Genomic DNA, 24949 nt, shown 5'->3' with positions numbered 1-24949 from the left:
ACATGGTTGTTGGAGAAATCGCCCAAGAAAAGGATATCGTGATCATCGGCGGGGGGCCAGCTGGCTATTCAGCGGCGATTCGGGCTGCGCAAAACGGAAAGGAAGTACTGCTCATTGAAAAGGAAGAACTCGGCGGCGTCTGCCTCAATAAAGGGTGCATTCCTTCCAAGGCAGCCACCGAAGCGGGAAAACAGCTGAAGCAGCTTCACCACCTTAAAAGCATTGGGCTGAACATAGAGGATCATACTTTTGATTTTAATCGGTTCACGAAGTATCAAAGTGATAAAATCGATCAGCTAAGAAAAGGAGTAGAAGCTCTCTGTAAAGCGAATAAAATCGAAGTGGTTTATGGGGAGGCAGCGTTTCTTTCAGAGGACAGGATCGGTGTGGAAACGAACCACCATTTTGATATCTATCAATTTCAAGATGCGATTATTGCAACGGGGGCAATGAGTGAAAAGAACGGATGGAATATAAATGTTAATGAGTTATTCCATGTCAGGGAATTGCCTGCGCATCTCGTATTGATCGGCAGCAGCTATATCGTCCTTGAGGCCGCATTTGCGTACGCAGCATTCGGGAGCAAAGTTTCTGTTGTAAATGAGCAAAACGGCTTCGGACTGGATGCCTCAATTGAAAAAGAATTGCTCAGGCAAATGAAAAAAGCAAAAATCAACTATTATAACTCCGTGGAGAAAATCGTTTGCGACAGTGGAAGATGTAATTTTATCGACAAAAAAGGGGAGATGTGCGAACTCCCAGCTTCCATGGTTTATCAGGACCCCATTTTTCATGGGAATACTGGGACGTTAGGCATTGACAGAATCGGGGTTGAAATGGATGAACTCGGTTTTGTGCGGGTCGATCAGTCTGGAAAAACAAGTGTCTCCCACATCTTTGCTGCAGGGGATGTGACAGGCGGTCCGTTTTCCGCTGTGAAAGCCATCAAGCAGGCAAAAGTGATTATTGATATTATTCAAGGGAAGCCTGCCGAAGCCGATTTTACCTATATGCCAAGAATCATCCATTCGCAGCCGCCGATTGCGTCAGTCGGATACACGGAAGAAGAGGCAAAAGAGGAGGGAATATCATTTCGTTCAGGGGTATATGCATTAGGTGGCAACGGATATGCATCACTCATGGAACGAAAGGACGGGCTTGTCAAGGTCCTCTTTGAAGAAGGATCAGATCGGCTATTGGGGATCCATATTATTGGAGAGGGAGCTGTTGAATTGATTCAAACCGGTGTCCTCGGAATGGAGCTTGTAGCAAGGGATGAGGACCTCCTTTTTCCGAGCTATGCCCACCCAAGCCTGTCTGAAAGCTTGCTCGAAGCATGTGAGGACGCATTCGGTCTGGCCATTCATCAAGCACCCAAGGCCAAAAAGAAATCTAAAACTATGCAGAATGTGTGAATGAAATAGCCTGCCGAGTATGCAGGCTATTTACTTTTTCACGACATAATTCAGTTCCACAAACTGATTGAAGCGCTTAATATCGATTAATTCCAGCTCGAATTCGAAATCTCCCTTTGAAAAAAGCGGGATTCCTTTCCCGATTATGGTGGGAGCAACAGTCAATCTAATTTCATCTATTAATTTTTCTTTCATGAAGGAATGGATGACTCCCCCACCGCCGACCAGCCAAATATTATTTCCTGGTTGATTTTTTAATTGTTTTGAAAAAGCTGCAATGTCCCCATTGATGAATTTAACATATTCATGATCATCAGATTCAGTATTGGAAAATACATAACAATCCTTATCCTTATATGGGAAATTTCCTTTTTCATGCTCCATCACCCAGTCATAAGTCTTTCTTCCGATTAAGATGGAATCCACGCTCCCGTAAAAATCTGAGTATCCATTATCCCCTTCACCCTCGACCTTAAAGAGCCAATCCAATGAATCGTCCTCTCGCGCGATGTAGCCATCCAAACTTGCTGCAATGTATAGGACGATATTTCTTTTCTTGCTCATTGAAAATCCCCCATTCCGATGTATTCATATGTTTACTTTACTAGATACTTGACCAAATGAAAACTTTATCTGGCGATCCGGTATTAGGTGAAGTTCATGCGATGAGTGAGGTACTCATACATCCAGAAAGGAGTGGATTTATTAGCAGACAACGTTGAAGTAGAGGGAAATGTCCCCATTTTGGAGGGGAAAGGAGGAGAAACGAAACGGTAGCAAAAAAGCTGGAATAGCGCCAATTTCAAGGCAGGGATAGCAAACCGGTAGCAAAGGCGCAAAAAAATGGCTTCCACCACAGACAAAAGTCCGTAATGCTATCAGATCCTGCTCATCTAAATATGCCCGAACCATATAAAAACCCCGCAAGCTTGCTTGCGGGGCAAATACAAATTAATGCTGTAGAAAAGCGAGTTGATAAAAGAACAGTACAGCAAATAGATAAACGAGTGGATGGACTTGTTTCCATTTACCTTTGACGATTTTTAAAATCGGGTAGGAAATGAATCCAAGAGCGATTCCGGTCGCGATGCTGGAAGTAAGCGGCATGCTGATGATGACCAAAAATGCCGGGAATGCTTCGTCAAGTTCGTTCCAGCTGATTTTTGCGATGCTTCCCATCATCAAACTTCCAACGATGATCAATGCTGGTGCCGTAATCGCCGATAAGCCGGAAACCGCACTGACGAGTGGACCGAAAAATGCCGATAAAACAAAGAGAATCGCTACTGTCAAAGCAGTTAGACCAGTTCGTCCACCAGCGGCAACCCCACTGGAAGATTCGATATAGGCACTCGTTGGGCTTGTTCCAAAAATGGCTCCGACAGTAGTCGCGATGGAATCAGCCAAGAGAGCTTGACGGGCACGAGGCATTGATTTTCCTTTCATCAAGCCTGCTTGCTGGGCAACCCCGATCATGGTGCCGGTCGTATCAAAAATCGTCACGAGTAAGAATGAGAAAACGACTGCAAATAACCCATATTGAAACACATCGCCGATGGCATGCAGCGGATTGATCATGATCCCTTGTGGAAGGGAGGGTGTCGATACAAATCCTTCTTTAAAATCCAATTGGCCTGTAAAATAAGCAATAATTCCCGTTGCGATCATTCCGATGAATAACGCTCCATTGACATTCAATACCATCAAAATCAGCGTAATCGCCAATCCGATCAGTGCAAGCAGTGCGGATGGTGCACGAAGGTCGCCAAGTGCAACTAAATTGGTAGGGTGCGCAACGATGATATGTGTCAAACGCAGCCCGATAAAAGCAATGAACAGACCGATTCCAGATGTGATTCCATATTTGAGATTATCCGGTATCGCTTCAATAAGCTTTTTCCTGAATGGCGTCAAAGATAGCAGGACAAAAATGAGACCTGCGACGAAGACTGCTGAAAATGCTACTTGATAAGAAATATTGGTTTGATTTCCGACGACGGAATAAGCAAAGTATGCATTCAGTCCCATTCCCGGCGCGATGGCAATCGGGTAATTTGCGGCTAATGCCATCCAAAGCGTCCCGATAACTGTTGCAATGATTGTGGCTGTAAATACTTGATTGAAAGGAACCCCTGCATCCGACAAAATGACAGGATTCACGATCACTATATAAACCATCGTTAAAAAAGTCGTTAAGCCTGCTGTTAATTCAGTTTTAACCGATGTCCCATTTTCTTTTAAATTAAACATGAAGTAAACCCTCCGAAACACGAACATTATTTTATTACATATCATATATTATTCGTTCTTTTCTGCATATGCAAGTGATTTATGAAAACTGTCCATTTTATCCACAATAAGGCGCCTATTTCCAGGAACAGCTCTTTTCAATGAAACCCCTTCCAATATGAATTTTAGTAGGATAAGATGAGTAAAAAGAGAAAAGGAGCGTGGTTAAGGTGTACTCACAATTGAGGAAATTAACCTTGCAAGATCAGGCAGAACTGCTGACAAGATCGTTAATCGCGCACAAAAGCTACAACGGTACAGAGGGAGAAGTTACAAAATCCATCCAAATCAAAAATATTTTAAAGTCGTTCCCTTATTATCAGCAAAATCCTGATTTTTTATGGGAACAAAACATAGATCATGACCCAATAGGCAGGAAAAATATATTTGCATTCATTAAAGGAAAATCAAACCGGACTGTTTTATATCATGCTCATTTTGACACGGTTTCCACTGAGGACTTTGGAAGCCTTCAGGATAAAGCGCATGATCCTGATTATTTAGAGCGATTTTTTTGCCAATATGAAGGTGAGGAGAAGGTTCGTTTGGATGCAGAATCAGGAAAATGGCTGTTTGGCAGGGGGGCGTTGGATATGCAGAGCGGCATCGCCGTTCATATGGCCAATGCGCTTTATTATATGGATCATCCTGATGAACTGGAAGGCAGCATCCTACTTTTATTCAATGCAGATGAAGAGAGTCAGCATGCTGGAATGATTGCTGCATTGGAGGAGTTGGAAAGGCTGGAGGAAAAGGATGATGCTCATATTGTGGCAGCGATCAATAATGACTTTATTTCTCCTCTTTTTGAAGGAGATTGCAAACGATATATTTATACCGGCGCCGCTGGGAAGGTGCTTCCGTGCTTTTACGCATTCGGCCGTGAAGCACATGTCGGTGATGGTTTGACGGCAATCGATCCAACCTATATCACCTCAGAGCTGAATCGCAGGATCAATCAAAATATTTTTTTGATGGAGAAGATAAGCGGGGAGTTTGTTTTGCCGCCTTCATGCCTTTATCAAAAGGATGATAAATATCATTATAATGTCCAGACGCCAGTCAGCAGCCGGATTTATTTCAATTATTTTATGTATGAGCGGACGGCAAAGGATGTATTGAATGAAATGGTCCATATTGCTTCTGCGGTTTGTGAGGACTATGAACAGCTGTTGATGGAACGCAACGAACAGTTTCGCATGCTCCACCATTACCCAAAGAGGAATCTTTCTTGGAAGATAGAGGTCGTCACACTGTATCAGTTGATTGAAAAGCTTAAGTCTGAAGGGAGAGAGCCTGACAAGGTTATGGAAAGAGTACTGGCTGAAAATGCAGACCTTGAAACAAGGGAGCAAGTGTTCAAACTGGTGGAGGGGCTTCAGCAGCTTGATACCGATAAAACTCCGAGGGTCGTAGTGTTCTTTGCCCCGCCATTTTTACCACATAACTATTTGAACGTCGAAAATCAATATGGCACAAAAACAAAAGCGGCTTTGGAATCCAGTTTGGATGAAATCAGTGCAGCAACCGGGGAAGAATTTGAAATCAGACGGTTTTTCCCCTATTTAGCGGACGGCAGCTTTCTTTCTCTCCATGAAACCGATGAGGATATTGAATATTTAACGAAAAACATTCCATTGATGGATAAACTTTACCCATTGCCGATCGATAGGATCCGGAAACTGAACATCCCCTCCATCAATATCGGCGTATATGGACAAGATGGCCACAAATGGACAGAAAGAGTATATAAACCATATACATTCAACGTCCTTCCGAAAGTGATCAGGGAAGTGACAAAAGCATTTTGGAATATTTAGATCAAAAATGCCCCGTGCAGCTATTTTTGCACGGGGCATCCTTTATTTTAGTCAGCCCACTTAACTAAATCTTTTATATTTAAGCGGTCTGATTTTCGTGCTTCTTGAAGCGGTTTGCCTACTGAAATCAACATAACCGGAATATATCGTGAGGAGATATTGAATTGCTCGACAAGCTGCTGTGGATTGAATCCTCCGATTGCACAAGTGTCCCAGCCTTTAGCCTTTGCGGCGAGCATTAATTGCATAGCTGCCAATGATGCATTACTGAATGCTGCATCCCGTGCATATTGTTCATTCTGATAAGCTCCTTGGATTTGACCATTCAATACTTCCTTGATTTCTGATGTCATAGCACCAGATTCGACTGCTGGATCAAAGACGGGATCAACATTTTTATTTGCTTCCAAATCTCCCAAAACAGCTACTACAGCGGATGAATCAAGGACCTGCTGCTGGTTGTACGCAATAGGAAGCAGCTTTTGCTGAACTTCTTTTTTGTCAAATACCATGAAATTCCAATGTTGCAGATTCCATGCGGATGGCGCTTTTCCAGCCAACTCCAAAATTTCAACTAAATCCTCACGGGGAATTTCTACATTAGGATCATAAATTTTTGTAGCTTTTCTTTCTTCAATAATCTCAAAAAAGTTGGACATGAAGTTACCTCCTGATGGTAATATTGTTAATATTTGTTATAGTTTGTCACTTGGTTACTTTTTGTAAGTGTAATACGTTATATACTATAAAGAGATTATTTTACGATGTCAACTATCTTAGTATGAGATATGCATAAACAAATAACACAGATTTTTAATATCTTTTCAAAAATAAGAGGGATATAATGGAGGGGAAAAAGATGCAGTGCCAGGCACCATGGTGCCTGACACTAAAATAGATCAATCAGGCTGCTTGAAGATATGGTCAAATGGATCTTTGGGGTCGTCATCGTTCAAGCTCTTTCTTTCGCTAAGGGCACCATAGGCTCCAAGGACAATGGCAGAGCACAATAGTAAAAAAATCAAAATTCCCATCATTTGGTCAGCACCTCCTAATTTGAAACCAATATAAGCTATGAAACGCGTTTCATAGCAACCATATTTTTTAAAAAAATCAGCCAATATAATAAGGTGATAGCATGGGTAATATTCGAGAAATAGCTAAGGAAGCCGGGGTCTCAGTCACAACAGCCTCAAGGGTTTTAAACCACCATCCGTATGTTTCGGTTGAAAAAAGGCAGGCAGTATGGGCGGCAGTAGAAAGATTAAATTATACAAAAAATGTGAATGCTGTCCATTTATCAAATGGAAAGACGAATTCCGTCGGGGTTGTCCTTCCTTTTTTGAATCTTCCATATTACGGGGAGTGGCTGCATGGAATTGCAGAAGAAGCCTTGAAATACGGGACAAGCCTTCAAGTTTTTCAAACGAACTATCAAAAATCGATTGAGATTGAAGCGCTGCAGAAATTAAAAAGCCGACAGGTGGATGGATTGATCATTGCTTCCCGAGCGAATGAGTGGGACATTATTTCCTCATTTGAAGAAGAAGGGCACATTATTATTTGTGAAAGGATAGACGATCCTCAAGTATCCACTGTTTATATCGATCATTACGATGTATTTAAAAAGGGAATCAGGATGCTGAAAGATCATGGGTATGACTCCATTGGAGTCTGCATTCATCGAAGGTTTGGAACAAACAGCCAAGAACGGATCAAGGCATATTTCACGGAATGTGAGATGCTGCAAGTAAAAGGCAGGGAGGAATGGATCTTTACGGATTGCTATACGATGAAGGATGGGAAGGAAATCTTTCATAAGTGGCAGCAGCTGCAAGAGCGTCCCTCTGCACTCATTGTCACGAGTGATCAAGTTGCCGCTGGCATCGTGTCGGAGGCAAGATTGAAGGGCATAGAGGTGCCCGGGGACTTGGCAATCCTTAGCTCTGATAATCATCCTATAGCGGAAATCATCAATCTCACTTCGATTGATATACCTGTCAGGAAACTTGGAAAAAGGTCTTTTGAGTTGTTTATCGAAAATACGAAAGGAAACACAATCATTCATGAAGAATTGGATGCTCTGATTGTTAAGCGTGGAACGGTGTAAGTGAGTGATTGCAGAAGAATTCGTGATGAAAGGCAGGTTCATAAGATGCAGGGGAACAAGGAAGAAAAAATATTGGTGATCGTGATGGTCATAGTTGCCGTGTTTTTGCTTTTTGCACTGCTGCGAAATTATTTATTTTGACGGGATATTGGAGGCAGGTTTTCTGCTCAGAACTTAAAGGTCATGATTAAGATTTCATCTGCATAGGCTGTTCAAAAGGGGCTGTCTTCATGTGGAAGGAATTTAAAGAATTTGCTTTGAAGGGAAACGTCTTTGATCTTGCCATTGCTGTGATCATCGGTGCTGCCTTTGGTCATATTGTAGAATCATTGGTCAATGACTTGATGATGCCTGTTGCGGGGATGGTCATCGGTGGAATCAATCTAACCTCTTTAACCGTTACCGTTGGAAGAGTCACCTTGAAATATGGGGCATTTATTCAGTCGGCAGTGGATTTTATCCTCATTTCCTATTCTATTTTCCTTTTTATCAAATTGCTGATGCGCTTGAAAGGGAAGCATGAGAAATACCATTTGTCTTCAAAAACCACCAATGAATTACTCACAGAAATCAGGGACTTATTAAAAGGCCAGCACCCTCCAAATGAAGATCAAGAGGGGAATAAGCAAAACGGACCTGCTCCTACCTTTATCATACGCGCAAGAAAATTGAATAAAGTACGTCCGTTGATCAAAAAACGCATGTCCAAAAAATAATGGACATGCGTTTTTTATTACGCTCTTTTCGTAAGGTTTGTTGCTATTCATTAAAGGCTGCGTATGGTTGATTTCCGCTGCAGGAGTTTCGCACCTTGCGCTCCAATCAACTTCATAGGATGAGTAATTTTAAGGAAAAACTGTTAATAACAACAATCTTTGAGAAAAGAGCCTTTTATTAAAAAATTGCATTTAAGATAAAATAGACGACCGCCGCCAGCATGGCTGCGATTGGCAGTGTGATGAACCATGTGATGACGATGCGCTGTGCTGTATTCCACTTGACGCCTTTCACCCGGTGTGATGTACCTACGCCAAGGATGGCGGAAGAAATGACGTGGGTTGAACTGACCGGCAAATGGATATACGTTGCGCCGAAAATGATCAATGCAGAAGATAAGTCTGCAGCAACACCGTTTACAGGGCGAAGCTTCATGATGCCGCCCCCGACGGTTTTGATGATTTTCCAGCCGCCTACGGATGTTCCTACCCCCATGGCGATCGCACAGGATAGCTGGACCCAAAACGGAATGTCCGTTGTGGTGATGTAATTATTGGAGATCAACGCCAACGTAATGATCCCCATCGCCTTTTGCGCATCATTCGTTCCATGGGAATACGATTGGATGGCAGCTGTCGCGATTTGATAAATTCTGAAACGCTTGTTTGTTTTCGCAAGGTTGTGATTTTTAAAGACAACCTTGAAAATGCTGTATATGATAAAACCGACAATAAATGCAAGGATAGGTGAAATAATCAAAGCTTCAAGAATTTTAAGGAATCCTCCATAATTCAGGGAAGAGAATCCTGCTGCAGCAATGGCAGCACCTGCAATCGAACCGATGATGGCATGTGAGGAACTGCTGGGAATTCCATAATACCAAGTAATCAAGTTCCAGGCGATTGCCGAAATTAATGCAGCTAGAATGACGATCGAGCCATTGTGCAAAGTAAAGGGATCGACAATATCCTTCGTGATCGTCTTTGCCACACCTGTAAACGTCAAGGCCCCAAGGAAATTCATGACTGCAGCCAGTAAAATGGCATGTCTTGGCTTCAGGGCTTTCGTTGAAACAGACGTTGCAATGGCATTTGCTGTGTCGTGAAAGCCATTGATGAAATCAAAAATTAATGCACCAATTACAATTAGAATCGTTACGATGAATAAAGTATCCATAATTTAAAACCCCTTACGCATTCTTCATAACGATGGATTCTAAAGTATTTGCCACGTTCTGGCAATCATCGGCGATTTCTTCAAGGTTTTCATATATTTCTTTTACTTTGATAAGCTGAATCGGATCTTTTTCCGTCGCAAATAAGTTTTTGATGGATTGGCGAAGAACGCTGTCACATGTAGATTCGTGTTCTTTAATTTTGATAGCATGCTCGCGGATTTTTTTCAATTTCTTTGTAGAAAGAAGGTCGATTGCTTTTTCAATTTCGATTGCGCATTTCTGAATGGCATCGACAAACTTGATCATGTAATCATCAGCCTGGGTGATGGAATACATTTCGAAAAGTGCTGCATTGTGCTCAAGACCATCTAGTACATCATCCATTGTCATAGTCAATGCAAGCAAATCCTCGCGCTCGATCGGTGTAATGAAGGCATGGTTCAATTCAAGGATCATGTCGTGGACATAATTGTCGCCTTTTGTTTCATATTCCTTCATTTTTTCGGAAAACACCTTTAAATCACTTACATTTTTAATTTTAAAATCTGTGTAATAATTTGCTGCTTCTAGTAAATTTGTAGAAACGTTTCCCAATAAGACAGAAAACTTATCTTTCTTGCTCAATAAAGCCATGGTATTTACCCCTCCATCAATTTTAAATTCATCCAAGTTGTTTATTCAAACGTTACTATTCTAACTTTTTTTTAGAGAATTTGAAAGATATTGTCGAAAAAATAATCTAAATGTAAATTTTGGCTAAAAATGATTGCTTCTTAAGAAAGCAGTCTTCGTGCACTTTCTAATGCAAATTCATTGTTCAAAATATCATTTGGTGCATTTGCCTCTCCTATTATGTAACCCCCAAACTCCATCCCCATAAACTCAAAAATGTGTTTAAATTGCATAATTAACGGGAGTCCTTTTATTTTGGCTTGATCGCCTCCGCAAATAATGACATATGCCTTTTTCTTTGACATATGTTCCTTGAAGTTCAACATGGGATCACGCAGGCTTTGCGACCAGCGATCGATGAAGTTCTTCATTTGCCCGGACATGCCATACCAGTAAATCGGAGTGGCAAAAATGAGAATATCAGATTCAAGGACTTGTTCTATAATGGCTTCATAATCATCTTCTACAGGTGCAAACCCCTTGGGATCATGCCTCATATCGTCAATCGGCAGGATTTTGTAATCTTTAAGCTTGAAAAGCGTGTGGGCATGCTTTTCAACTGCCGTCTTTGCCAAGTACTCCGTGTTGCCATTATGGCGTGCGCTTCCGCTTAAAACCGTTATTTTCATGCAACTCACTTCCTTCTATAGAATATAGAAATATTGTATCGAAACCGAAAGAGAAAGATAAAATTATTTGTATTGAAAAGAGCATGTTGAATTATTGGTATTTTTCTGATAATATAATCTTCTGCTTACTTCACACACGCCTACATACGTCTAGCTTTCTCCAATGCGGCTGAAATATCAATGAAAGGAGAAACATATGACATCACAAACTCCACAGCATCCTGATTTTCATCATGAACAAAACAGATTGGACTTCACGACAAGATACATTGATGTTGTCATCAAGACTTCCTCCACAAGCAAGGATCAATTCAAAGCAAATATCCAAGAGGCCTTCGGAGATGTCGATTGGCTGGAATCCAGTGCAGCGTATACTGACATATTAACGAATGCCAGCTTTTTTGAAATGTCAAAGGAAGAGTTGGAGAGCTTGATTCTTGCTAAGAAAAAGCCATATTTCGCACGGATTGATTTTCAAGGAGAGGATACGGAAGAACCTGAACGCCTCTACATCGGGAAAACATCCCTTTACCAGCGGGAAAACCAGGAACAGATCATCGTCGATTGGCGTTCGCCGATTGCCAATCTATACTATGAAGGTAGAATTGGGGAAGTTTCCTATGAAGCGGAAGGGGAAACATACCTTGGCGATTTATCACTGAAGCGCCAATTCATGATCGAAGAAGGAAAACTTGATGAAATCCGCGATATTGACTTAACGACTACAGATGAGCTGCTTCAAGAGTCCCTCGCCAAAAGCTCAAGCAACCGGTTAACAGAAATCATATCCACCATCCAGGAAGAACAAAACAAAATCATCCGGGCCGACCTTAACAAGCCGATCATCGTACAGGGAGCGGCCGGAAGCGGTAAGACAACGATTGCTCTCCACAGAATCTCTTATTTCATTTATAACTATAAAGACTATTTCGATCCAAGGCAGTTGATGATTTTGGCTCCGAGTAAGCTTTTCATAGATTACATTTCGGAAGCACTTCCTGAACTGGGCGTCGAAAAAGTCCGGCAAACGACCTTCTCGGATTATGTCATGACGTGCATTGGGAAAAAATTAAAGTTGAAAGAGGATGATAAGCTCGTTCGTTTAGTGGAACACCCAGATGAGAAAACGGCAAAAAATGCCTATTATTCAGGGTTGAAAGGTGCCCCGATCTTTCAAAAAATCCTAAAAAAATATATCGATGAAATTTTTCAGCGTTTCCATCCACAAGAGGATTTTGTAGTGGATAAGTATCGTCTATATTCCAAAAAAAGATATATAAAGTTGCTGCGGAATGAATATTTTTATCTTCCACTATATAAACGAATAGATAAACTTCGGCAAGTGCTCCAAGAGCAGGTGCGCTCCAATAAAAAAGTTATGATGGAGCGGGTCGAAGCTTTTTATGATGACAAAATCGACCGTGCACTTTATCAAACGAAAGATCCTGAAAAACGAAAGCAATACGTTTCGCTTGCTTTGGATAAGAAGGCTGAGCGTATCATCGAATTGAAAAAAAGCATTCGGACTGCAGTATCTGCTTATATGAAGCCATTTGAGAAAAAAAAGCTCCTTCAATACTATAAAGAGTTGTTTTCATCACCGGAAAGGCTGGTTCATTACTCAGAAGGTGAAATGTCCCTGGAGGATGCAAGGGAACTCGGCCGATATACGAGCGGACAGCTGGCAAAGGGTGTATATGAAATGGAAGATCTTGCTCTGCTGTTGTATCTGCAAACTTTCTTGTTTGGCATCGATAAAACTCATAAGGCGAAAAACATTGTCATTGATGAAGCCCAGGATTACAGCTTCATGCAGCTGCAGTCATTGAAAAAAGCGCTGGATACAGATATGTTCACGCTTGTCGGTGATTTGGCCCAGGGCATTCACTCCTACAGGGGGATTTCCTCATGGGAATCGATCAAAGAGGGCATTTTTCCAAGAGCTACTTATACAGAACTGCAAAAGAGCTATCGTACCACCATCGAAATCATGAAAGAAGCAAATAAACTTTTAGCCATGCTCCCTTACTATTTCCCAGAGGTGACCCCTGTGGTGCGTCATGGGGAAAAACCATCGTTTCACAAAAGGAAAGCGGATAAGGAATTTATCACCCAGCTGTATGAAAAAGTACAGGGACTCAGAAATGAGGAATTTAAAACCTTTGCCATCATCTGCAAAACGATGAAGGACTGTAAAAAGGTCATCGCGGGATTTGAAAAACAATATCCAGGAGAGGTCAAGTTATTGCAGGAGCAAGAGACCATTCCAAAGGATAAAGTAGTCATCGTCCCATCGTATTTGGCGAAGGGGCTGGAGTTTGATGCCGTCATCGCTGTGTCTTTGGATGAATCGTATGACCGGTCGAATGAATTGGATATCAAACTTCTGTATGTCGTCATGACGCGACCTCTTCATAGACTCATATTCTTTGGGGATAAACAGGAAGATTTTCTGCTTGATTTGTAGCCAAGCATTTAGTGAGGAGAGAGAATATTGCTCTCCTCATATTAATTTTGGTTTTTTCCTAAAGGCTATGTTAAAGCCTAATGTTGATTTTCAAGCTGTTTCAAGCAGTTGATTGGAGCGCAAGTCGTAGACTCCGGCTGGAAAAGTGGAACAGGTGAGACCCCACAGGCAATAGGCGGATGTTCGATTAAGTTCGGCACGTCCGGTGCCAACCTCGAACGAACTCACTTCCTGTGAGGCACGCGGAAAGCGAAGTCTTGCGCGGAAATCAACAGTGGTGCAATAGAAAAAAAACATATTTTATTGTTATTTTTGATTTTGAAATAAGTACAGCCCGAATCCAAGCGTGTCTCTCCCCCAATGAAGATAGGTCCTTCTCCATGAGCGGATTTTTGCCAAAAACGCTTCAGCATCAGGATCATCAGGATGCTCCATAAAATATTTTTCAATCGAAGAGGAATACAGCCATTCGTAGTCATCCCATTCATCTTCATTTGCTGTGACGGACCATAGCGGGATCAGTCCCAATTCCTCGGCTGCAGCGACATTCCCTGCGTGTGTCAGCATTTCATCCTCCATCGCTCCACCCAATGCTTCCAGGTAAGCAAGTTCTGGTTTCTTCTTCCAATAGCCTTCCCCGATAAGGATATAGCCTTTATGTTTTGTGTGCGCTTTTAGATGCTTCAATGCTGTTGGATAATCAACCAAGGCATGGCTCGCTCCCAAGCATATGGATAGAGAGTACTCAGCCTGATTTATTTTCATGAATTCCAATGCTTCCATTTCGATGTATTGGATGGAACCGTTCGAGGATCTTTTTTGTTCCATGTTTTTGGCTTCTTTAATGAATGGTTTTGAGATTTCAATTCCAGTTCCTTCAACGCCATATTTTTCTGCGAGCTGGAATAATAGTTCATATTTGCCGGCTCCCACATCAAGAACATGTTCACCCATGTTTAATGGGATTTTTGAAAGAACTTTATTCATTTTATTTGTGCTCATGGGGTTGCAGAATGTGTGATTTGTATGAGCAAGTGCAGAAAAACGCTGTTGGTTCAAGGGCCATCCACTCCTTTGTGTCCTAATATGTTCATTTTACACTTATTAAATTTTAATCGTAAGACTAGTTAATAGAGTTTTATTTAGGGAAAAGGTAAAATTGAAATGATTAAAATAACAAGGAGGTTCCAAGATGGTTAAAAGCTTACAAGATACGATCACGTTACATAATGGTGTGAAAATGCCGTATGTAGGACTTGGTGTTTGGCAGATGAAGGATGAAAATGAAGCAAGAAATGCTGTGAAATCAGCGATTGCAGCCGGATATCGTTCCATCGATACCGCTGCCGTCTATGAAAATGAAGAGAGTGTGGGCCTCGGTGTAAAGGAATCTTCGGTACCAAGGGAAGACTTGTTCATCACATCAAAAGTTTGGAACAGCGACCAAGGATATGACACGACCCTGAAGGCGTTTGAAGCCAGCTTGAAAAGACTGGACATGGATTATCTTGACCTTTATTTGATCCATTGGCCGGTTGAAGGAAAATATAATGATACGTGGAGGGCGATGGAAAAGCTATATGCTGATGGACTTGTAAAATCCATCGGTGTGAGCAACTTTCATCAACATCACTTGGAGGACCTGCTATCCAAGAGCAATGAAAAGCCGGTTGTCAACCAGGTGGAAACCCATCCCCGCTTAAATCAGGCTGCACTGAAAGAATACTGCAAGAAACAAGAAATCGCTCTGGAAGCTTGGTCACCGCTTGGACAAGGGAAGCTTTTGGGTGAGAATGTATTGAAAGAACTTGGCAATAAACATAACAAAACAGCAGCACAAGTGATCCTTCGTTGGCATCTGCAAAATGATACGATCATCATCCCAAAATCGGTTCATGAAAATCGCATCAAAGAAAATGCTGATTTATTCGATTTTGAATTGTCCCAAAATGAAATGGAGCAAATCAATGAATTGAACCGCGATGAGAGATTCGGACCAAATCCAGATACATTTGATTTTTAATGCTCGACTGACAAAGCCTGTTCCCTAATTACGGGGCAGGTTTTTTTCTTATATTAGAGAGACTGCTGCGCTTAAAGCCTTCGGATAGAGAATGGGAATCAAAATGAATGAAAAGCAATTGACATCCTAAGAAACAATTTATATAATTTATCTCGAATTAAAAACATTTTATTTCAAGATTAATTACAGAGTTTCATCTCTTTTTTTGAATAAATATCTCGAATTCATAATATATTAATTTGAAGCAAAAGCTTTTGAGATGTTTCTTGAAGAATTAATCGGGAAGATTATAAAGGAGGAAATACAATGACAGTTTTAGGAAGTTTAGGGATTTTGATTATTCGTTTAGTTGTTGGCTTATCCTTTGCCGGGCATGGTGCACAGAAGCTGTTTGGCTGGTTCGGAGGACACGGACTTGAAGGGACAGGAGGTTTTTTTGAATCCATCGGAATTAAGCCTGGTAAATCGATGGCAGCTATGGCGGGCCTGATGGAAGCTGTGGGAGGCATGCTCTTTGCCTTAGGCTTATTGACCCCTCTAGCGGCAATGTTCATCATCATTCCGATGATTGTGGCAATCGTCAAAGTTCATGGCGCCAATGGCTTTTGGGCAACTCAAAATGGATATGAATACAATCTCATTCTAATTGTGCTCGCTTTAGGCATTGCCCTGACTGGCGCAGGTTCCTATTCGCTTGATGCAATATTATTTGGATGAAGTTACAAAGATAAACAGGTGGGATTCAGCAACCCTTTCACACTGACAAAAATATCCGATTCATGCTGATCGCTTTGGCCGTAAAATACTCCATGGGCAAACCATGTTAAATATAAAATTTATCGATAAAGGAGAGTCAATATGTCCAATATTAATTTAGCAATCATCTATTACAGTTCAACCGGCACCAATTATCAAATGGCGAAATGGGCGGAGGCGGCAGCAAAAGAATCTGGGGCAGAAGTGAAACTTGTAAAGGCTGAAGAACTTGCGCCACAGGCTGCAATTGAGAGCAATCCTGCTTGGAAAAAGCATTATGAGGAAACAAGGGACGTTCCTGTCGCAGCACTGGATGATTTGGAATGGGCGGATGCATATATTTTCAGTATCCCGACCCGATTCGGAAATCTCCCAGCCCAGATGAAGCAATTCCTTGATACAACCGGAGGACTTTGGTTTCAAGGAAAGTTGGCAAATAAAGTCGTAAGCGGAATGTCATCAGCGAGCAATTCCCATGGAGGGCAGGAACAGACCATTTTGGCACTGTATACGACAATGATGCATTGGGGGGCGATCATTGCAGCTCCAGGATACACGGATCAATCGGCATTTGCATCCGGAGGGAATCCATACGGCACAAGTGTGACTGTCGACCAAGAGGGAAATATGGTCGAGGATGTTCAAGAAGCGGTTAAACATCAGGCACGAAGAACGATTGAAGTTGCAGGATGGGTTAAAGCCGGAATGAAATAGAATTTTAAAAGGCTGTCGACAACTGTTCGACAGCCTTTTTTAGTTAATCAAATGGAATGAAGGAGAAATTTCACGCCTAACGACTAAACCAATCTACATAAAAAAGCAATTTAGATGCTCAAAAATGTACTTTTTGACTCAAGATGGATATCAGACTTTTCGGCAAATAAATTATATCAGCCGATTTTTTGCCGTATATCAACCAATTTCACCAATATATCTGACATTCAACAAATATAAACAATATCCGAGTAAAAGTTTAGCGCTGATGCATTCATTGAAACCCCACTCTTTCCTTACAATCACTTTCCCTCTGGAACCCACTTTTCAAATATCGGAGGCTCATCCAAAAAAGGTGCGGTGCAGTGGATGGGTTCACCAGAAAGGGGATGCGGTAGGTCCAAGTATCGTGCATGAAGTGCCTGGCGCGCAAACCTGCTGCTTCCTCCGTATAATTTGTCCCCGCAAAGCGGGAATCCCATGTCGCTGAGGTGGACCCGGATCTGGTGTGTCCTTCCCGTATCCAACGTGCATTCAACCAGCGTTATTTCTGCTTTAGGGAAAGATTTCAACACTTTATAATGAGTAACGGCTGGTTGGCCGCCTGGGGAGACTCTTCTGCGGGTAGGATGATGACGGTCCTTTCCTATCGCTTTATTGATCGTTCCTTTTTTTACCTTCAGTACACCATCTGCCAATGCCCAATAAGTCCGCTTGATTCTTCGTTCTTCGAGCATGCGATCCAATATGGCCCCGCTTAAATCATTTTTGGCAAATAGAACCGCACCGGTTGTATCCCTGTCCAATCTGTGGACATGCCGCACCTTTATTTGCTCCCCGTTTTGTTGAAAATAAGAAGCGACGGCATTTGCGAGCGTATTTGTCTGACCCGGTTCATTGGGATGTGTATCCATATTGGCCGGTTTGTTGACGACTAATAGATGATTGTCTTCATATAATATTTCTAATGGATGATAATGGGGAATGACGCCATATTGTTCATCCACGAATAAATGAATCTGAATGATGTCTCCCGCCTTTAACGGGCTATTCCAATCAGGAGGAGAATGGTTTATGGTAATCTTTTTTTCCATTCTCATTTTATGAATCCACTTTTTAGGCGCCTTCCATATATTTCTTAATATGTTATCAAGATTATGTTGTTCCCATTTTTTAGGTGTATGAAGCTCCAATACTGGTCCTTTTTTTGAAATAATCATAACATTTCACCAATACTTTCCTTATATGATCTATTAGTCCCGAAAATTCGACATTTCTAACAATCTCATGGGTATAATTACCACACGAAGGGAATTTTGAATATGTTATTCTATTAATAACTGTTACAGAAAGATTACAATAATGACAAAAGGTGGGTTATGAATGAAGATCTTGTTTGCGTCTACACATGAGCAAGAAGAGAAAATCAGTGAACTTATCAATACGTTTTATACTCAAATTTTTCCACAATATTTTAGTGATGAAGAAATCGCCAAATTCCATGAATTAAAAATCTTACATACCACCACTCGTCACTTTGAATATTTCGGGACATTAAAAGAAGCCTTTCAAGTCATTTCATGCTTACAAACCATTATAAGCATACTTGATGTACAGCAAAAAGGAAAACTGGAAAATCACTATCAAGAAGTATTTGAGCGGAATACCAAAATTCTTCAGAAATTCGGTTTATTGTTTCCTTTCCATTTGGAGCAATTTCAAGAAGAAATTAGTATGCAAACCAATTTCAGTATTTATACGAAAGCCGCAAACGAGTTATTGGTTTGATGACAGCAGGATGATCCGTCCTGCTGTTTTTTTTAGTTATCTTCGTATTCATCAATAGGAGTACTTCTACAAATAGATATAACTTGGCCAAAGAAAAATAAATCAGTTGCCAACTTCAATACTTCATGTAAAATGAAATGAGAGCGTTTACTGTAATTTTTGTGCAATCGTTTGCATTATACTAAATTTTTAATTATGAGGTGATATATATGAAAAAGCAGTGGTGGAAGGAATCCGTTGTCTATCAAATCTATCCTAGGAGCTTCATGGACTCCAATGGAGATGGAATCGGTGATATTCAAGGAATCATCTCTAAACTGGATTATTTGCAAGAATTGGGGATTGATGTGGTGTGGTTGTCGCCAGTTTACGATTCACCTAATGATGATAATGGTTATGACATCAGTGATTACCGAAATATCATGCATGAATTCGGTTCAATGGCGGATTGGGAAGAAATGCTTGGAGAGATGCATAAAAGAGGTATCAAACTGGTGATGGACCTTGTTGTCAACCATTCTTCCGATGAGCATGCATGGTTCATTGAGTCAAGGAAATCGAAGGAAAATGTTTATAGGGAATATTACATATGGAGAGAAGGAAAAGATGGGAAGGAGCCGAATAACTGGGAATCTGTTTTCAGTGGATCAGCTTGGAAGTACGATGATCAGACGGGTGAATATTATTTGCATCTTTTCTCTCAAAAACAGCCTGATCTGAACTGGGAAAATCCACAGCTCCGCAGCGAAATTTATGACATGATGAAGTTTTGGCTTGATAAGGGCATCGATGGATTCAGGATGGATGTCATTAATTTCATTTCGAAGGTGCCTGGTCTGCCGGATGCACCTAATCCGGAAGGGAAACCATATGCATCTGGTCATGATTATTTCATGAATGGTCCACGCATCCATGAATTTTTACAGGAAATGAACGAAAAAGTCCTTTCACGTTATGATGCCATGACTGTAGGGGAAATGCCTGGTGTAACTCCGGAAGAAGCTGAATTATATACAGGGAATGACCGGAATGAACTAAATATGGTGTTCCAATTCGAGCACATGGACGTGGACTCAGGTGCAGGAGGGAAATGGGACGTCATACCATTCGATTTACCCAAGCTGAAAGAGATATTGACCAAGTGGCAGACAGGGCTGCATGGAAAAGGGTGGAATAGCCTCTATTGGAACAATCATGATCAGCCGCGCGTCGTTTCGAGATTTGGAAATGACAGTGAATATCGCGTTGAATCGGCAAAAATGCTCGGAACCCTGCTGCATATGATGCAAGGCACTCCGTATATCTATCAAGGCGAAGAGCTTGGGATGACAAACGTCCGATTCGAGTCGATCGATGACTATCAAGATATTGAAACATTGAATATGTTCAAGGAGAAAGTGCAGGAAGGCAAAGCACCTGAAGATATCATGGCATCCATTTACACGAAGGGAAGGGACAATGCCCGCACCCCGATGCAATGGAATGCAACTGAGAACGCAGGTTTCACAGCGGGGACCCCTTGGCTGCAAGTCAACCCGAATTATAAGGCAATCAATGCCGAAGCTGCGATGAAGGATCCTCAATCTATTTTTCATTTCTATAAACAGCTGATTGAGCTTCGGAAAATGAACCCGATCATCCCTTATGGTTCATTTGAACTTTTACATGGGGACCATCCAACGCTTTATGCTTATATACGCAGGTATGAAGGGGAGGAATTGCTGGTCGTGGGAAATGTATCAAATGAAACTGGGCTATTTGAAGCACCTGAAGACGTAAAAATAAATGAAGAAGAAAAAAGGATATTGATCAGTAATTATGGAGTGGAAAAGATGGAGTCTGCTCAGCGATTTGAATTGAAGCCTTGGGAAGTCCGCGTATATAAATACCCTGCAAATTAAACGAGACTGTCTTGAAAAAGGCTTGTTCATGCTTGATTCTATCGAGCTGGACAGCCTTTTTCAGAGCTAGTCTTTTTTTTGCTCCTTCTCAGGGACGACCATGCCATAAAAGAAAAAATGGAGGATTTCTTTCGTGGTTTTCTCCATTTTTTCATCGGTCGAAAGCAGCTGAGGATGCCGCTTGATGGCGAGGGTCATACTATCGAGGAATAGTAGAATGGTGTCAATGGAGACTTCATTGGAAATAACTCCGAGCTCTTTTCCCTGATCCAGAAATTCCATGAATTGTGGAACAGTTTTCTCGGATGTATAATATTGAATTAAATCAGCAATCGGTCCGCTTTCCGTAAAAAGTGATTCCATTAACTCGGAACTGATTGCCTGTGTGGCTTCCAGCTTCATTGCGAAGATCTTTTTGATCTTATCCGTGAATGGGATCGAGCTGTTTTTTATTTTCTCAAAAGTGCTTAGCTGCTCTTCAAAATATTCCTTTAACGCATCGAGTAATAACTCATCTTTACTGCCAAAATAATTATAGATTGTAACTTGAGAAACGTTTGCTTTTTTGGCAATATCCTGGATGCTCACTTTTTGAATGCCATATTTGCTGAATAAGGAAAATGCTGCCTGTCGTATTTGATTCATCTTTTGTTGTCGTCTTCTTTCAAATCCGTTCATGGTACCACCTCTAACGATAATCATATAGAAAGTTATGTAATAATTCAATTTTCGCATTTCATAACTATTTGCCATTGCGTTTCATTATTTGAAATCGAGGGTAAATTTACTAGGTAAAGGAGTTGTCGCGAATGTCAGATAAACTTGATTTATCACAATTTGAAAAGAAAATGATCATTCGAAATCTTGAACATAAGGATATTGCTCAAATTATCGAACTGCAGAAAGTCTGCTTCCCGGGGATGGATCCGTGGAAGAAATCGCATTTACAAAGCCATTTGGATATGTTTCCCGAAGGGCAGATCGTTGCAGAATATGATGGAGAAATAATCGGGTCCTGTTCAAGCCTGATCATCAATTTTGATGAGTATGATGACCGCCACACGTGGGACGATGTGACGGATAACGGATATATTACCAACCATAATCCGGACGGCTATAACTTATACGGCATTGAAGTGATGGTCCATCCGGAATTCAGAAGGATGAAAGTAGGGCACAGATTATACGAAGCGAGGAAGGATCTGGCACGCCAATTAAATTTAAAGAGCATCATAATAGGCGGAAGGATCCCCAATTATTTTAAACATGCTGAAGAAATGTCGCCGCGGGAGTATGTCGAAGCGGTTTCGCGCCACAAAATCTACGATCCGGTCCTTTCCTTTCAATTATTGAATGGCTTTACTTTAATGAGGATCAACCCTAATTATTTACCGGATGATAAAAGGTCGCATAAATATGCTACGCTGATGGAATGGAACAACGTCGAATATTTGCCAAACAGCAAGAGGCATTTCAAGACAAGCTATCCAGTGCGCATTTGCGTCGTGCAGTATATGATGAGGCAAATCAGTTCCTTCGAGGATTTTGCGAATCAGGTTGAGTATTTTACTGATGTCGCCTCCGATGCAAAATCGGACTTTGTAGTATTCCCGGAGATTTTCACAACTCAGCTGATGTCATTCATGGACGAAAAATCCCCAAGCCTTGCGGTCCGTAAAGTAACGGAATACACGGAGGAATACATTGAATTGTTCACGGATTTGGCTGTCCGCTACAATGTAAATATTATCGGAGGTTCGCATCTTGTTGAAGAAGAAAACGAAGAAATCTACAACATTGCGTACCTGTTCAGACGGGATGGAACGATCGAAAAGCAATATAAAATCCATATTACGCCGAACGAACGCAAATGGTGGGGGATCAGTGCCGGCGATCAGGTTAAGGTATTTGATACCGACTGCGGAAAGGTTGCCATTCAAATCTGCTATGATATTGAGTTTCCGGAGCTTGCCAGGATTGCCACCGAGAAAGGGGCGAAAATCATATTCACACCTTTCTGTACAGAGGATCGCCAAGGCTATTTGAGGGTCCGCTACTGTTCTCAGGCGCGAGCTGTCGAAAATCAAGTTTACACGGTCATTTCAGGTACGGTAGGCAATCTCCCACAAACGGAGAACATGGATATTCAATATGCTCAATCCGGCATATTTGCCCCATCGGATTTTGAATATGCACGGGATGGAATCGTTGGTGAAACCAATCCAAATATCGAAATGGTCCTGATTGGAGATGTCGACCTGGAAATCCTTAGAAGGCAAAGGCAATCAGGAACGGTAAGGCAATTGAAAGACCGCCGCCATGACGTATACGAAATCAAATATAAAAAATAATGAATCAATCTTCAGTTATGCCCCCCGGTGCCAGGCACCGGGGGGCATACCTGTTTATATATCTTTTTCATATGCTGTAATTATGTTTTATATATTTATCATTGGAGTGAGTTTGTTTTATAGTTGTAATATTGGGAATATTATTATTTTTTTGATGGGAGTGATTGATTATGCCATTAGCCAGGGCAAAGCTGAACGGGATGTTTCAGCACTGTGAAATCAATGTCGATGCACGACAGCATAGATTTGAATGGAATAATGAAAATCTGGATGCATCAGAGGCAAAATGGGAAGCACCTGTAGAAGGATCCATTTACGGAACACTGTTAAACTTCAAGGGCGCACTTGCTGAAATGGGAGGCAAAGTCTTAAATCCTCCGTATAAGCAGCCGCCAAAAGCCCCAATTTTATACATAAAGACAGGTAATACGATCATCGGGGCAAATTCCACTATCCCCATGCCCCATGATGAAGGAAAGCTGCAAGTTGGTGCGACTGTTGGCATCGTCATCGGAAAAACAGCCACTCGGGTTCCAGAGAAGGAAGCAATAAGCTATGTCGAAGGATATACAATCGTAAATGATATAAGCATTCCCCACGAAAGCATTTACAGGCCGCCGATCAAATACAATTGCCGAGACGGTTTTTGTCCGGTCGGTCCATGGGTAGTGAAGCGGGAAGAGTTGGACAATCCAGACTTTCTTACAATCAAAGTCTATGTGAACGGTGAATTGGTGCAGGAAAATACAACGGCCAATTTGATTCGGCCCATCTCCAGATTGATAGCCGATGTGACCGAATTCATGACATTAAACAAAGGCGATGTCCTTCTTGTCGGGATACCGGAGGATGCACCACTCGTTAAAGCCGGTGACTGCGTAAGGATTGAAGTGGAAAGGATCGGCATCCTCGAAAATACAATCTTAAAGGACAAGGGGTGAATCGGAATGAGGCACGCAAGGGTGGCATACGCAGGGAAAGTGCATGAAGCTAAAGAGCAGGATGGGAAGTTAGTGCTTTCAGACGGAACGATCGTCAAGGAAGAAGCTGTTGTTTGGCTTCCTCCAGTCGAACCGAATACGACTTTCGCCCTTGGTTTGAATTACTCTGACCATGCGAATGAATTGTCTTTTCAAGCACCAGAAGAACCGCTTGTCTTTTTAAAAGGGCGGAATACGTTCGTCGGTCATCGAGGATTTACACCAAGGCCTGTTGACGTGGATTATATGCATTATGAATGTGAATTGGCAGTAATCATTGGAAAGCAGGCAAAAGGGGTGAGCCGGGAGAATGCCTATGAATATATTTCAGGCTATACGATTGCGAATGATTACGCATTTCGCGACTATTTGGAAAATTATTATCGGCCGAATCTCCGGGTTAAAAATCGTGATTCCTCCACACCTATCGGCCCTTGGTTTGTCGATGCAAAGGATATTGCCGATCCGATGAACCTTCAGCTCAGAACATATGTGAATGGGGAACTGACACAAGAAGGATCGACAAAAGATATGATTTTTAAGATTCCATTCCTGGTGGAATACTTGAGCAGTTTCATGACACTCAATGCAGGGGACATCATTTTGACCGGCACTCCGAAAGGGACAGTCAATACGGTAGTGGGAGATATTGTTGAGACGGAAATCGAAGGGATTGGGCGTTTGACTAATACGATCAAGGAAGCTTAATCTGAATTGTACTTTAATCGAACAAATTAGGAGTGAACGGAAAATGCCGCATTTCATTGTGGAATACACAGATAATCTAAAGCAAGAAGGCGATATAAAGGCTTTTTTGCAAAAAGTGAATGAATATATGATGTCGAGGGGGGATGTCTTCCCGACAGGCGGCATCCGTTCACGTGCAATCGAGCTTCATGACTATGTCATAGCGGACGGGCAGGAAGATGATGCATTCGTCCATGCGACTTTAAAGTTGGGGAAGGGCCGGTCTGAAGAAGTGAAGAAATTGGTTTGTGAAGAACTCTTTTCATTGATGAAAGAACATTTCGCCGGCCTATTTGATAAAAGATATTTGGCATTATCGATGGAACTGATGGAATTTGCCCACGGAACATATAAACACAATAACATCCATAAACGCTTCAAGTGATTATATTA

23 protein-coding genes and 1 pseudogene are annotated in these 24949 nt (G+C 41.6%); 14 read left to right on the top strand and 10 right to left on the bottom strand.

Translation table 11 applies throughout. The annotated features are described in order from the left end of the window. Window positions 1-2: 2 nt before the first annotated feature. Window positions 3-1415, top strand: a complete 1413-nt coding sequence (locus D9X91_RS04425; protein ID WP_121679354.1) for a dihydrolipoyl dehydrogenase family protein — start codon at window positions 3-5, stop codon at window positions 1413-1415. A gap of 30 nt (window positions 1416-1445) precedes the next feature. Here D9X91_RS04425 and D9X91_RS04420 read toward each other — a convergent pair whose 3' ends face one another. Then, window positions 1446-1979 (bottom strand): dihydrofolate reductase family protein, encoded by a 534-nt coding sequence (locus D9X91_RS04420; protein WP_121679353.1) that lies wholly within the window; start codon window positions 1977-1979, stop codon window positions 1446-1448. Window positions 1980-2366: 387 nt separating this feature from the next. Then, window positions 2367-3665: an NCS2 family permease gene (locus tag D9X91_RS04415; RefSeq protein ID WP_121679352.1), complete on the bottom strand. Its 1299-nt coding sequence runs from the start codon at window positions 3663-3665 to the stop codon at window positions 2367-2369. A gap of 209 nt (window positions 3666-3874) precedes the next feature. On the opposite strand from D9X91_RS04415, the gene D9X91_RS04410 reads away from it, so the two are divergent. Beyond that, window positions 3875-5524 carry a M20/M25/M40 family metallo-hydrolase gene (locus D9X91_RS04410; protein ID WP_121679351.1) on the top strand — a complete coding sequence of 550 codons (1650 nt, stop codon included), beginning with the start codon at window positions 3875-3877 and terminating at the stop codon, window positions 5522-5524. A gap of 47 nt (window positions 5525-5571) precedes the next feature. On the opposite strand, the gene D9X91_RS04405 is transcribed toward D9X91_RS04410, so the two are convergent. Next, window positions 5572-6183, bottom strand: coding sequence for a nitroreductase family protein (locus D9X91_RS04405; RefSeq protein ID WP_121679350.1), 612 nt, complete (start codon window positions 6181-6183; stop codon window positions 5572-5574). 240 nt (window positions 6184-6423) lie between these two features. Further along, a complete protein-coding gene (locus D9X91_RS22435) occupies window positions 6424-6561 on the bottom strand; it encodes a hypothetical protein (protein ID WP_158598236.1) in 138 nt (45 codons plus the stop codon). A 101-nt stretch (window positions 6562-6662) separates the two neighbouring features. Here D9X91_RS22435 and D9X91_RS04400 point away from each other — a divergent pair, with 101 nt between their 5' ends. Both D9X91_RS04400 and mscL read left to right on the top strand, forming a co-directional pair. Next, window positions 6663-7634 (top strand): LacI family DNA-binding transcriptional regulator, encoded by a 972-nt coding sequence (locus tag D9X91_RS04400; RefSeq protein WP_121679349.1) that lies wholly within the window; start codon window positions 6663-6665, stop codon window positions 7632-7634. A gap of 230 nt (window positions 7635-7864) precedes the next feature. Then, a pseudogene (gene mscL, locus D9X91_RS04395) lies at window positions 7865-8227 on the top strand (large conductance mechanosensitive channel protein MscL); the annotation flags it as partial. 301 nt (window positions 8228-8528) lie between these two features. On the opposite strand, the gene D9X91_RS04390 reads toward mscL, so the two are convergent. From D9X91_RS04390 to D9X91_RS04380, 3 genes are all read right to left on the bottom strand, one after another. After that, a complete protein-coding gene (locus D9X91_RS04390; protein WP_121679347.1) occupies window positions 8529-9527 on the bottom strand; it encodes an inorganic phosphate transporter in 999 nt (332 codons plus the stop codon). A gap of 13 nt (window positions 9528-9540) precedes the next feature. Next, window positions 9541-10161 carry a DUF47 domain-containing protein gene (locus D9X91_RS04385; RefSeq protein ID WP_121679346.1) on the bottom strand — a complete coding sequence of 207 codons (621 nt, stop codon included), beginning with the start codon at window positions 10159-10161 and terminating at the stop codon, window positions 9541-9543. Between the two features lie 140 nt (window positions 10162-10301). Continuing rightward, window positions 10302-10829, bottom strand: a complete 528-nt coding sequence (locus D9X91_RS04380; RefSeq protein WP_121679345.1) for a flavodoxin family protein — start codon at window positions 10827-10829, stop codon at window positions 10302-10304. A 196-nt stretch (window positions 10830-11025) separates the two neighbouring features. Between D9X91_RS04380 and helD the strand changes: the two genes are divergently transcribed. Then, window positions 11026-13296, top strand: coding sequence for an RNA polymerase recycling motor HelD (helD, locus tag D9X91_RS04375; protein WP_121679344.1), 2271 nt, complete (start codon window positions 11026-11028; stop codon window positions 13294-13296). A 306-nt stretch (window positions 13297-13602) separates the two neighbouring features. On the opposite strand, the gene D9X91_RS04370 is transcribed toward helD, so the two are convergent. Beyond that, window positions 13603-14355 (bottom strand): SAM-dependent methyltransferase, encoded by a 753-nt coding sequence (locus D9X91_RS04370; RefSeq protein ID WP_121679343.1) that lies wholly within the window; start codon window positions 14353-14355, stop codon window positions 13603-13605. 133 nt (window positions 14356-14488) lie between these two features. On the opposite strand from D9X91_RS04370, the gene D9X91_RS04365 reads away from it, so the two are divergent. The 3 genes from D9X91_RS04365 to wrbA all read left to right on the top strand — a co-directional run bounded on the left by D9X91_RS04365 (window position 14489) and on the right by wrbA (window position 16789). After that, window positions 14489-15319: an aldo/keto reductase gene (locus D9X91_RS04365; protein WP_121679342.1), complete on the top strand. Its 831-nt coding sequence runs from the start codon at window positions 14489-14491 to the stop codon at window positions 15317-15319. Between the two features lie 306 nt (window positions 15320-15625). Continuing rightward, a complete protein-coding gene (locus tag D9X91_RS04360; protein WP_121679341.1) occupies window positions 15626-16036 on the top strand; it encodes a DoxX family protein in 411 nt (136 codons plus the stop codon). Window positions 16037-16177: 141 nt separating this feature from the next. Next, complete coding sequence (gene wrbA, locus D9X91_RS04355; protein ID WP_121679340.1) at window positions 16178-16789, top strand: NAD(P)H:quinone oxidoreductase; 612 nt, start codon at window positions 16178-16180, stop codon at window positions 16787-16789. A 302-nt stretch (window positions 16790-17091) separates the two neighbouring features. On the opposite strand, the gene D9X91_RS04350 is transcribed toward wrbA, so the two are convergent. Beyond that, window positions 17092-18009, bottom strand: a complete 918-nt coding sequence (locus tag D9X91_RS04350) for an RluA family pseudouridine synthase (RefSeq protein ID WP_121679339.1) — start codon at window positions 18007-18009, stop codon at window positions 17092-17094. A gap of 163 nt (window positions 18010-18172) precedes the next feature. On the opposite strand from D9X91_RS04350, the gene D9X91_RS04345 reads away from it, so the two are divergent. Both D9X91_RS04345 and D9X91_RS04340 read left to right on the top strand, forming a co-directional pair. Further along, window positions 18173-18577, top strand: coding sequence for a YhcU family protein (locus D9X91_RS04345; protein ID WP_121679338.1), 405 nt, complete (start codon window positions 18173-18175; stop codon window positions 18575-18577). Window positions 18578-18786: 209 nt separating this feature from the next. Beyond that, complete coding sequence (locus D9X91_RS04340) at window positions 18787-20478, top strand: glycoside hydrolase family 13 protein (protein ID WP_121679337.1); 1692 nt, start codon at window positions 18787-18789, stop codon at window positions 20476-20478. Window positions 20479-20544: 66 nt separating this feature from the next. Here the strand turns inward: D9X91_RS04340 and D9X91_RS04335 are convergent, their stop codons facing one another. Continuing rightward, window positions 20545-21156 carry a TetR/AcrR family transcriptional regulator gene (locus tag D9X91_RS04335; RefSeq protein ID WP_158598235.1) on the bottom strand — a complete coding sequence of 204 codons (612 nt, stop codon included), beginning with the start codon at window positions 21154-21156 and terminating at the stop codon, window positions 20545-20547. 131 nt (window positions 21157-21287) lie between these two features. Between D9X91_RS04335 and D9X91_RS04330 the strand changes: the two genes are divergently transcribed. The 4 genes from D9X91_RS04330 (at window position 21288) to D9X91_RS04315 (ending at window position 24941) form a co-directional block, all read left to right on the top strand. Beyond that, complete coding sequence (locus D9X91_RS04330; protein ID WP_121679335.1) at window positions 21288-22829, top strand: bifunctional GNAT family N-acetyltransferase/carbon-nitrogen hydrolase family protein; 1542 nt, start codon at window positions 21288-21290, stop codon at window positions 22827-22829. 170 nt (window positions 22830-22999) lie between these two features. Then, a complete protein-coding gene (locus D9X91_RS04325; RefSeq protein WP_121679334.1) occupies window positions 23000-23770 on the top strand; it encodes a fumarylacetoacetate hydrolase family protein in 771 nt (256 codons plus the stop codon). 6 nt (window positions 23771-23776) lie between these two features. Beyond that, window positions 23777-24517, top strand: a complete 741-nt coding sequence (locus D9X91_RS04320) for a fumarylacetoacetate hydrolase family protein (protein ID WP_121679333.1) — start codon at window positions 23777-23779, stop codon at window positions 24515-24517. A gap of 43 nt (window positions 24518-24560) precedes the next feature. Next, window positions 24561-24941: a 5-carboxymethyl-2-hydroxymuconate Delta-isomerase gene (locus tag D9X91_RS04315; RefSeq protein WP_121679332.1), complete on the top strand. Its 381-nt coding sequence runs from the start codon at window positions 24561-24563 to the stop codon at window positions 24939-24941. The last annotated feature ends 8 nt before the right edge of the window (window positions 24942-24949 follow it).

The sequence above is a fragment of the Falsibacillus albus genome (assembly GCF_003668575.1).
In the GTDB taxonomy this organism is placed as follows: Bacteria; Bacillota; Bacilli; order Bacillales; family DSM-25281; genus Falsibacillus; species Falsibacillus albus.
This window is presented reverse-complemented; position numbering and strand designations above follow the sequence as displayed.